General features: G+C 65.4%; 11 protein-coding genes. All 11 read left to right on the top strand.

Features of this window, described 5'->3' with window-relative positions; all coding sequences use genetic code 11:
* A partial coding sequence (trbB, locus tag ASC45_RS14900; RefSeq protein WP_055451797.1) for a P-type conjugative transfer ATPase TrbB occupies positions 1-736 on the top strand: 736 nt, incomplete at its 5' end.
* Positions 737-752: 16 nt separating this feature from the next.
* Positions 753-1,217: a conjugal transfer system pilin TrbC gene (gene trbC / locus ASC45_RS14895; protein ID WP_001149042.1), complete on the top strand. Its 465-nt coding sequence runs from the start codon at positions 753-755 to the stop codon at positions 1,215-1,217.
* A gap of 3 nt (positions 1,218-1,220) precedes the next feature.
* Positions 1,221-1,532: a conjugal transfer protein TrbD gene (locus tag ASC45_RS14890; protein ID WP_001207961.1), complete on the top strand. Its 312-nt coding sequence runs from the start codon at positions 1,221-1,223 to the stop codon at positions 1,530-1,532.
* Positions 1,529-4,087 carry a VirB4 family type IV secretion/conjugal transfer ATPase gene (locus ASC45_RS14885; protein WP_011114047.1) on the top strand — a complete coding sequence of 853 codons (2,559 nt, stop codon included), beginning with the start codon at positions 1,529-1,531 and terminating at the stop codon, positions 4,085-4,087. The genes ASC45_RS14890 and ASC45_RS14885 overlap by 4 nt, the downstream gene beginning before the upstream one ends.
* Positions 4,084-4,866, top strand: a complete 783-nt coding sequence (locus ASC45_RS14880) for a conjugal transfer protein TrbF (RefSeq protein ID WP_006122481.1) — start codon at positions 4,084-4,086, stop codon at positions 4,864-4,866. The genes ASC45_RS14885 and ASC45_RS14880 overlap by 4 nt, the downstream gene beginning before the upstream one ends.
* Positions 4,867-4,883: 17 nt before the next feature.
* Positions 4,884-5,783 (top strand): P-type conjugative transfer protein TrbG, encoded by a 900-nt coding sequence (gene trbG / locus ASC45_RS14875; protein ID WP_006122480.1) that lies wholly within the window; start codon positions 4,884-4,886, stop codon positions 5,781-5,783.
* A 2-nt stretch (positions 5,784-5,785) separates the two neighbouring features.
* Positions 5,786-6,274, top strand: a complete 489-nt coding sequence (locus tag ASC45_RS14870; RefSeq protein WP_055451796.1) for a conjugal transfer protein TrbH — start codon at positions 5,786-5,788, stop codon at positions 6,272-6,274.
* A 4-nt stretch (positions 6,275-6,278) separates the two neighbouring features.
* Entirely contained in the window at positions 6,279-7,700 is a 1,422-nt protein-coding gene (locus ASC45_RS14865; protein WP_000138182.1) for a TrbI/VirB10 family protein, read from the top strand.
* Between the two features lie 17 nt (positions 7,701-7,717).
* Positions 7,718-8,482: a P-type conjugative transfer protein TrbJ gene (gene trbJ, locus ASC45_RS14860; protein ID WP_055451795.1), complete on the top strand. Its 765-nt coding sequence runs from the start codon at positions 7,718-7,720 to the stop codon at positions 8,480-8,482.
* Between the two features lie 9 nt (positions 8,483-8,491).
* Positions 8,492-8,719: an entry exclusion lipoprotein TrbK gene (trbK, locus tag ASC45_RS14855; protein ID WP_000644148.1), complete on the top strand. Its 228-nt coding sequence runs from the start codon at positions 8,492-8,494 to the stop codon at positions 8,717-8,719.
* A gap of 16 nt (positions 8,720-8,735) precedes the next feature.
* Positions 8,736-10,448: a P-type conjugative transfer protein TrbL gene (trbL, locus tag ASC45_RS14850; protein ID WP_055451794.1), complete on the top strand. Its 1,713-nt coding sequence runs from the start codon at positions 8,736-8,738 to the stop codon at positions 10,446-10,448.
* Positions 10,449-10,451: the final 3 nt, after the last annotated feature.

Genomic DNA, 10,451 nt, shown 5'->3' with positions numbered 1-10,451 from the left:
CTACCACGGCAAGGAAGTCACGCGCTCCAAGCCGATCCTAGAAGGCGAGCTGCCCCTTGATGGCAGTCGCTTCGCCGGCCAGCTCCCGCCGGTTGTGCCCGCACCCACCTTCGCCATTCGGAAGAAGGCCGTCGCCATCTTCACGCTCGATCAGTACGTCGAGCGCGGAATCATGACCGCGCCGCAGCGCGAGGCATTGATTGCAGCGGTGCGCGCGCACCGGAACATCCTCGTGATCGGCGGCACCGGCTCGGGCAAGACCACGCTGGTGAACGCGATCATCAACGAGATGGTGATTCAAGACCCGACCGAGCGGGTTTTCATCATCGAGGACACCGGCGAAATCCAGTGCGCCGCCGAGAACTACGTCCAGTACCACACCAGCATCGACGTGAACATGACGGCGCTGCTGAAAACCACCCTCCGCATGCGCCCCGACCGAATCCTGGTCGGCGAGGTGCGCGGCCCCGAAGCCCTTGATCTGTTGATGGCCTGGAACACCGGGCACGAAGGAGGTGCTGCAACCCTGCACGCAAACAACGCCAAAGCTGGATTGGATCGGCTCGCCATGCTCATCAGCATGCACCCCGATTCCCCGAAACCCATTGAACCGCTTATCGGCGAGGCGGTTCACGTGGTTGTTCATATCGCCCGCGTCGAAGGCTCGCGGCGCATCCAGGAAATCTTGGAGGTTTCCGGGTTCGCCAACGGCCAGTACATCACCAAAACCCTCTGACTAGGAGTTACGACCAATGCAAGCAACCCTCCCGGCATTCCGCCTCAACCGCAACGCCCTGTTCTACATGGGCCTCTTCGCCCTCCTGGCGTTCTTCCTGCTGGCCCCCCAGCACGCATTCGCCTCCGAGGGCACCGGCGGCTCTCTGCCGTATGAGAGCTGGCTGACCAACCTCCGCAACTCCGTCACCGGCCCGGTGGCCTTCGCGCTGTCGATCATCGGCATCGTGGTCGCCGGCGGCATCCTGATCTTCGGCGGCGAACTCAACGGCTTCTTCCGCACGTTGATCTTCATCGTCCTGGTCATGGCCCTGCTGGTCGGCGCGCAGAACATGATGAGCACGTTCTTCGGCCGTGGCGCGGAAATCGCCGCCCTGACCGATGGCGCGCTGCACCAGGTCAAGGTCGCCGCGCTGGATGTGGCCGGCTTCCCCGGCGAAGCCGTCATGCGCTGGGCCGAGCGCGGCCACATCGCGGGGTAAGTCATGGCTCTGCGCGCGATCCCCATCCGTAGGGCCGGCAACCGAGAAAACCTGTTCATGGGCGGGGATCGTGAGCTGGTGATGTTCTCGGGCCTGCTGGCCGGCGCGCTGATTTTCAGCGCCCAAGAAGTGAGGGCAACGGTGTTCGGCATCGCCTTGTGGTTCGGCGCGCTCTTCGCGCTGCGCCTCATGGCGAAGGCCGATCCGAAGCTGCGACACGTGTACCTGCGGCACCGCCGGTACAAGCCGTACTACCCGGCTCGCAGCACGCCCTTCCGTGACAACACGCCGAGTCAAGGGAAGCAATACAAATGATCGAAGCAATCGCAATTGCCATTGCTGTGCTCGGTGCGGTTCTGTTGCTCATCCTCTTTGCCCGCATCCGGGCTGTCGATGCCGAGCTGAAGCTCAAGAAGCATCGCGCCAAGGATGCCGGCCTGGCCGATCTGCTCAATTACGCCGCCGTGGTCGATGACGGCGTGATCGTGGGTAAGAACGGCTCCTTTATGGCCGCCTGGCTGTACAAGGGGGATGACAACGCCAGCAGCACCGAGGAACAGCGGGAAATGGTGTCGTTCCGCATCAACCAGGCCCTGGCCGGCCTGGGGAACGGCTGGATGGTGCATGTCGATGCTGTGCGTCGGCCTGCGCCGAACTACTCGGAGCGGGGCGTGTCATCGTTCCCCGACTCCGTTTCCTTCGCCATTGACGAGGAACGCCGGCGCTTGTTCGAGGGCCTGGGCGCGATGTTCGAGGGCTACTTTGTCCTGACCGTCACGTGGTTCCCGCCAGTGCTGGCCCAGCGCAAGTTTGTCGAACTCATGTTCGATGACGATGCGGTGGCCCCCGACCATACGGCGCGCACTACGGGCCTGATTGCGCAGTTCAAGCGCGAGATCACCAGCCTGGAATCGCGCCTGTCCTCGGCGGTCAAGATGACGCGCCTGCGCGGCCAAAAGGTCGTGTCGGAAGAGGGCAGGGAAGTCACGCACGATGACTTCCTGAGCTGGTTGCAGTTCTGCGTGACGGGCCTCCATCACCCGGTCATGCTGCCCAGCAATCCGATGTACCTCGATGCGGTCATCGGCGGGCAAGAGCTGTGGGGCGGCGTCGTGCCCAAGATCGGGCGCAAGTTCATCCAGGTGGTCGCCATCGAAGGCTTCCCCTTGGAGTCAACGCCTGGGGTGCTCTCGGCCCTGGCCGAGCTGCCCAGCGAATACCGCTGGTCGAGCCGCTTCATCTTCATGGATCAGCACGAGTCCTTGAAGCACCTGGACAAGTTCCGCAAGAAGTGGAAGCAGAAGATTCGCGGCTTCTTCGATCAGGTGTTCAACACGAATACCGGCTCGATCAACCAGGACGCCGCCGCGATGGTCGGCGACGCCGAGGCGGCCATCGCCGAGGTCAACAGCGGCTTGGTGGCGGCCGGCTACTACACCAGCGTGGTCGTGCTGATGGACGAGGATCGGGAGCGCCTGGCGGCCTCCGCGCTCCTGGTCGAGAAGGCCGTCAACCGCCTGGCCTTCGCGGCCCGTATCGAGACGATCAACACGCTCGATGCGTACCTGGGCAGCTTGCCCGGCCACGGCGTCGAGAACGTGCGCCGGCCGCTCATCAACACGATGAACCTGGCCGACCTGCTGCCGACAAGCTCGATCTGGACGGGCAGCGCCACGGCTCCGTGCCCGATGTACCCGCCGCTGTCGCCGGCGCTCATGCACTGCGTGACGGTGGGCGCTACGCCGTTCCGCCTGAACCTGCACGTGCGCGACCTGGGCCACACCTTCATGTTCGGCCCGACCGGCGCAGGCAAATCGACGCACCTGGGCATCATCGCCGCGCAGCTCCGTCGCTACGCCGGCATGTCGATCTACGCCTTCGACAAGGGCATGTCGATGTACCCGCTCGCGGCCGGCATCCGCGCGGCCACGAAGGGCAAGAGCGGCCTGCATTTCACGGTGGCCGCCGACGATGACCGCCTGGCCTTCTGCCCGCTCCAGTTCCTCGAAACGAAGGGGGATAGGGCCTGGGCGATGGAGTGGATCGACACCATCCTGGCGTTGAACGGTGTCAACACCACGCCGGCGCAGCGCAACGAGATCGGCAACGCGATCATGAGCATGCACGCCAGCGGCGCGCGCACGCTCTCCGAGTTCTCGGTGACGATCCAGGACGAGGCGATCCGCGAGGCCATCAAACAGTACACGGTGGACGGCTCGATGGGCCACCTGCTCGACGCCGAAGAGGACGGCCTGTCGCTGTCCGACTTCACGGTGTTCGAGATCGAAGAGCTGATGAACCTGGGCGAGAAGTTCGCGCTGCCGGTGCTGCTCTACCTGTTCCGCCGCATCGAGCGCGCACTGAAAGGCCAGCCCTCCGTCATCATCCTGGACGAAGCCTGGTTGATGCTGGGCCACCCCGCGTTCCGCGCCAAGATCAGGGAATGGCTCAAGGTGCTGCGCAAGGCCAACTGCCTTGTGCTGATGGCGACGCAAAGCCTCTCCGACGCGGCCAACTCGGGCATCTTGGACGTGATCGTGGAATCGACCGCGACCAAGATTTTCCTGCCCAACGTCTACGCCAGGGATGAGGACACATCGGCGCTCTATCGCCGCATGGGCCTTAACGCGCGTCAGATCGAAATCCTGGCGACTGCCATTCCGAAGCGTCAGTACTACTACGTCTCGGAGAACGGCCGCCGTCTCTATGACCTTGCCCTGGGGCCGATGGCCCTGGCCTTCGTCGGTGCGTCCGACAAGGAATCGGTCGCCACCATCAAGAGCCTCGAAGCCAAGTTCGGCCACGAATGGGTGCATGAGTGGCTGGCCGGCCGTGGGCTGAATCTCAACGACTACCTGGAGGCCGCATGAGCATCGCCGACACCCTCAAGGGCTTGATCTTCAAGAAGCCCGCCAACTCCGCCGAGCCGCGCGATCCGCGCCGCTCGAAGGAACCGCTCGCCGGCGGCCGCCGTGCGGGCGAGGCCGAGAACCCCTACCTGGCCGCGCGCCGCACCTGGAACGATCACGTGGGCGGCGTCGTCTCGCAACGCCAGACCTGGCAGGTGATCGGCATCCTGTCGCTGTTGATCGCGCTGGCCGGCGTGGGCGGCGTGATCCACATCGGCAGCCAGTCGAAGTTCATCCCCTACGTGGTCGAGGTGGACAAGCTGGGCCAGACGGTGGCCGCCGGCCCGGTGCAGGCCGCAGGGAAGGCCGATCCGCGTGTCATCCACGCCGCCGTTGCGGACTGGATGAGCTGCGCGCGCATGGTGTCGCCTGACGTGGCCTTGCAGCGCAAGTGCGTGTTCAAGGCGTACTCGATGCTCGCCCCCAACGATCCGGCGACGCCAAAGATGAACGAGTGGTTGAACGGCACGCCCGATTCCAGCCCGTTCAAGCGCGCCGAAAAGGAAATGGTCAGCGTCGAGATCAAGACCGTCATCCCGCAAACGCCTGACACCTGGCAAGTCGAGTGGGTGGAAACCACGCGCGACCGCCAAGGCACGCTGAAAGGTCAGCCCGTCACCTGGCGCGCGCTCGTGACTACCTACATCGCCGAGGTCACGCCCAACACCACCGATGAGCAACTGCGGAACAACCCGTTGAGCATCTACGTGCGTGATTACTCCTGGTCCCGCATCCAATGAATTCGAGGTCATCCACCATGAAGAAAACCCTCTCCGCTTTGATCGTGGGCGCTGCTGTGGCGGTGCCCTCCCTGGCTCTGGCCGCCCCTGGCGACGACATTGCCGACAAGTATTTCAACAAGACCAACCCGACGCTGACCGCTCAAGAGCGCGCGGCGCTCGCCATCGCCAAACGGTGGGAAGCGGGGTCGGCGACCGGCATCAAGCCGGTGGCCGGCTCGGGCGGTGCCATCAAGTTCGTGTACGGCGCGCAGCAGCCGAGCATCGTTTGCGCGGTGCTCCAGGTGTGCGACGTGGCCTTGCAGCCCGGCGAACAAGTGAACTCGATCAACCTGGGCGACACGGCCAGGTGGACGGTGGAACCGGCCATCACCGGCAGCGGCGCGACCGAGGTTCAGCACCTCATCATCAAGCCGATGGACGTGGGCCTCGAAACCAGCCTGGTTGTGACCACGAACCGCCGCAGCTACCACTTCCGCCTGCGCTCGCATCGCACCGAGTACATGCCGCAAGTCTCGTTCACGTACCCCGAGGAAGCGCAAGCCAAGTGGGACGCGATCCAGCGCCGCGAGAAGCAGGAACGCACCGACAACACCCTGCCGGCGACGGGCGAGTACCTGGGCGATCTCTCGTTCGACTATGAGCTGTCCGGGTCGGCGAGCTGGAAACCTGTGCGCGTCTACAACGATGGCCGCAAGACCATCATCGAAATGCCCGGCACGATGCAGCAGACCGAAGCGCCGACGCTCCTGGTCGTGCGCAAAGAGGGCGGCTTGTTCACCGACGACGAAACGGTGCTGGTCAATTACCGCGTGCAGGGCAATCGCTACATCGTGGACACGGTGTTTGACCGCGCGATCCTGATTGCCGGTGTTGGCAGTAGCCAAGACCGCGTGACCATCAGCCGGAGGAAGTGACCATGCGCAAGATCGTCTCTCTCTCGCTGCTCGCCCTCGCCCTGGGCCTCGGCGGCTGCGCAACCACCAGCCAGTACGGCAACTTCGTCCAGTCGGCCGCGCTCGATCAGCAGAAGCTCGCCACCGACGCGGTGCAGCAGCTCGCCACGCTGTACGCGCCGGCGCGCACGCGCCTGGAGCTGCAACAGCCGACGCCCGATCCGTTCGGCCAGGCTCTCGTCAAGTCGCTGCGCGACAAGGGCTATGCCCTCCTGGAGTACGCCCCGGCCGGCGCTTCCACGCAGGCCCCGGCCTCGGCGGCATCGCAGGCGAGCGCACCGGCCACCACGGCCGCGTCGGGCGGCCTGCCGTTGCGCTACGTGCTCGACCAGGCTGGCGACTCGAACCTGTACCGCCTGACCTTGATGGTCGGCAATCAATCCATCACCCGCCCTTACCTGGCGCAAAACGGCACGTTCGCGCCGGCCGGGTACTGGGTGCGCAAGGAGTGACGCCATGACAGAAAACGCCGATCAGATGGCACCTGACGCTTCGCCTGGCGAAGTGTCCAAGAAGGCGGGCGTCCGTCGCGTCAACAACATGCCCATGTACATCCTCGGCGGCGTCCTGCTGTCGTTCGTGCTGGTCATGGCTCTGGTCGCGGCGGATCGCGCGGCCAAGCAGAACGCGCCGGCGGACGGCCCGAAGGAGAAGGCCGGCAACACGTCGATGTTCGCCAAGGAGATCGCCGGCGATAAGACCGGCGGCTTGATCGAGCCGGCAAGCCCGCTCAAGGTGCCCGACATGCCAACCGGCCCGGCCTCGGCCCCGCTGGAGATCGCGCGGCCGTCGAACCCGGACGCGCCGCCGGCACCGCCGGCGAACCCCGGCAACCCGGGCCAGCCGGTGAACGATGACGAGGCCCAGCGCATCCGCATGGCGAAAATGCAGATGTTCGGCGAGGCCGTGAAGGCCAAGACCACCGTGCGCGTGGATGCCCCGCGCAGCAACGGCTCCGCGCCGGGTGGCCCGAGCACCTACACCGCCACGCCGCAGACGCGCGATGAAATGCTGAACCGCATCGCAGCGGTGCAGCAGCAAATCGACGCGCAGCGCAGCAACGATCCGACCGCCGCCTATCAAGCGCGCCTGGCGCAGATTCGCGGCATGGGTGTCGGTGGTGGCGGTGCGGCCCCGGCCGGCGGCGGCATGGGCGCGGGCGGTGCGCCGCAGCTCCTGCAAACCTCGACCAGCGGCGGCGGGCGCAACAGCATGGCGCAGTTCGGCCAGGGCGGGCAGGGCGACCGCTGGAAGCTGGATTCGCAGCCGGAAGCACCGCGCACGCCGTTCGAGCTGCGCGCGGGCTTCGTGGTGCCGGCCACGCTCATTTCGGGCATCAACTCCGATCTGCCGGGCCAAATCATGGCCCAGGTCGCGCAGGACGTGTACGACACGCCGACCGGCAAGCATCTGTTGATCCCGCAGGGATCGCGCCTCGTCGGCTCGTATTCGAGCGACGTGGCCTACGGCCAGGCGCGCGTGCTGGTTGCGTGGCAGCGCATCGTGTTCCCCGATGGCAAGGCAATGGACATTGGCGCGATGCCGGGCGCGGACAGCGCGGGCTACGCGGGCTTCAACGATCAGGTGAACAACCACTATGTGCGCCTGTTCGGTTCGGCCTTCCTCATGTCCGGCGTGACGGCTGGCATCACCTACAGCCAGCGCCAGAACCAGGCCACGAACACCTACGGCGCACCGAGCGCCAGCAGTGCCCTAAGCGAAGCCCTCGGCCAGCAGCTCGGCCAGGTCACGGCGCAGCTCATCGCCAAGAACCTGAGCATTTCGCCGACGCTGGAAATCCGGCCGGGCTATCGCTTCAACGTCGTGGTCACGAAGGACATGACGTTTTCCAAGCCGTACCGTTCCTTCGATTACTAACGCCATAGGAGAGCACCATGAAGCAGAAGTTTTTAGCCGCTAAATTGGCCCTCGTCATTGCTGTTTCGAGCACGCTGACGGTCACGCCTGTGGAGGCTGGCATCCCCGTCATCGACGGCACCAACCTGTCGCAGAACATCATGACGGCCATCGAATCGGTGGCCCAAACGCTCAAGCAAATTGAGCAGTACAGCACCCAGCTCCAGCAGTATCAGAACCAGCTCCAGAACACGATGGCCCCGGCCGCGTATATCTGGGATCAGGCGCAATCGACCATCAACGGGTTGATGAACGCGGTCAACACGCTGGATTACTACAAGACCCAACTCGGCAGCCTGGACAGCTACATCGGCAAGTTCCAGGACGTGAACTACTACAAGAACTCGCCGTGCTTTACGGCGGCAGGGTGCTCCGACGCGGAACGCGCAGCACTTCGGAATGTGGCCCAGCTCGCGAGCGAGTCGCAGAAGAAGGCCAACGATGCCTTGTTCAAGGGCCTCGATAGGCAGCAAACGAATCTCACGGCCGATGCAGCGACGTTGCAGCGTCTTCAATCGGCAGCGCAGGGCGCGCAGGGCCAAATGCAGGCCATCGGCTACGCCAACCAGCTCGCCAGCCAGCAGGCCAACCAGCTCTTGCAGATTCGTGGCCTGCTGATCGCGCAGCAGAACGCGATGGCAACCAAGATGCAGGCCGACGCCGACAAGGAAGCCCAGCAGGCGGCAGCGGCCGCACAACTGCGCCAGGGCAGCTACCGGGCCAGCCCGGCGCGCACCTGGTAAGGGGGATTCATGAAAGCAATCAAGGCTCTGTCCTTGGCCTCGGCCGCCCTCGTGGCGGCCTTGGTCGCCGGCTGCGACAACAAGCCGGCCACGGCCCCCATGCCGGAAGTGAACGACGAGAACTGCAAGCCCGAGAACATCGCCAAGATCGAGGACAAGGGCGTCCAGCAGGCTTTTTCGTCGCTGTGCTTGCGTCGTGGTGGGGATTTCAAGCCCAGCCCGAAACGCGAATGGTGAGGTGCTGACGATGAGAATGCCAGCCAATCTAAAAACCCTCGCCCTGCCGCTGTTCGTCTGGCTGGCGTTCTTCGCGGTCGATGCCCACGCGGCCATCGACAACGCCGGCGTGTTCGATAGCGTGCTGGATCGCTACCAGGCCGCCGCGAGCGGCTGGGCCGGTGTCATCACCACGGCCGCAACCTGGCTCTTCTGGACGCTGGTTGTGATCTCGATGGTCTGGACGTTCGGCATGATGGCCTTGCGCAAGGCCGACATTGGCGAGTTCTTCGCGGAGTTCGTCCGCTTCACGATCTTTACCGGCTTCTTCTGGTGGGCGCTGACCAACGGCCCTAACTTCGCCTCGTCCATCTATGCGTCGTTGCGGCAGCTCGCCGGCAACGCGACGGGCCTGGGCAATGCTCTGTCGCCCTCGGGCATCGTGGACGTGGGCTTTGCGATCTTCGACAAGGTGATGGATCAGTCCTCGGTGTGGTCGCCGGTGGACAGCATGGCCGGCATCCTCATGGCCGTGGCGATCCTGGTCATCCTGGCCCTGGTCGGTGTGAATATGCTTCTGCTGCTCGCGTCGGGGTGGGTGCTCGCCTACGGCGGCGTGTTCTTCCTCGGCTTCGGTGGTTCGCGCTGGACTTCCGACATGGCGATCAACTACTACAAGGTCGTCCTGGGCGTGGCCGCGCAGCTCTTCGCAATGGTGCTCCTGGTGGGCATCGGCAAGACCTTCCTCGATGACTACTACTCGCGCATGAGCGCCGGCATCAGCCTCAAGGAAATGGGCGTGATGCTGATCGTCGTCATCATCCTCTTGGCGTTGGTCAACAAGATTCCGCCGCTCATCGCCGGGATCATCACCGGCGCGAGCGTGGGCGGTGCCGGCATCGGCCAGTTCGGTGCAGGCGCTGCGCTGGGTGCCGCAGGCATGGCGGCAGCAGCGGCCGCCACTGGCGGCGCAGCCCTGGCCGCCGGCGCAGCCTCGGCCGCCGGTGGTGCCTCTGCCGTCATGGCCGCCTTCTCGAAGGCTAATGAGAACGTGTCGGCAGGCACGGACGTTATGTCGGCCTTCTCGGGCGGCGGCAGCTCGGGCGGCGGTGCGGGCGGCGGCGGCGACGCCGGCACCGGCAGCACGCCCTTCGCTCAGGCTGCGGGCTTTAGCGGCAGCTCCGGCGGTGGCTCTTCTTCGGGTGGCGGCAGCCCCTCGACCGGCAGCAGCTCGGGCAGCTCGAAGGGCGGCGGCAAAGCCGACGCCGGCGGCCAGGGCAGCAGCTCGACGGCCAGCACCGGCAGCAGTGCCGACAAGGCCGCCAAGAACGAACCCAAGCCCGCCGGCGGGGCAGGGCAAGGCCAGCAGGGCGGCCAGCAGGCCGCACCGGGCAGCACCGGCCCCGGCTTGCTCGCATCGGCCGCATCGGCCCTCGGCACGGCCGGCCGCATCGCCGCCGACGCCGGCGCGAACTTGGCGAAGGGAACCGCCGATGTTGCCAAGGCCAAAGCCGCGAGCCTGCGCGAAGCCGCAGCCGAGCGGATCGCCGACACCACTGGCGGAAAGATCGCCGCCGCGATCAAGGCGCAAGGAAGCGGCACGGCCGAGAACATCGACGTGCCCGACCAGCAGCCCGCGCCGAGCTTCGGCGACAACAGCCTGGCAGGCGGCCCCGCCGATGCCGATCCCGAGTCCGAAGTAGCTGCGTTCGCCAACCGCGAGCAAGGCCGCGACGGCACAACTGCGTAACCA

Origin of the sequence: Thiomonas bhubaneswarensis, assembly GCF_001418255.1 — a bacterium.
In the GTDB taxonomy this organism is placed as follows: domain Bacteria; phylum Pseudomonadota; class Gammaproteobacteria; order Burkholderiales; family Burkholderiaceae_C; genus Thiomonas; species Thiomonas bhubaneswarensis.
The sequence above is the reverse complement of the archived record's forward strand: the minus strand, read 5'-3'. Positions and strand labels throughout refer to the sequence as shown.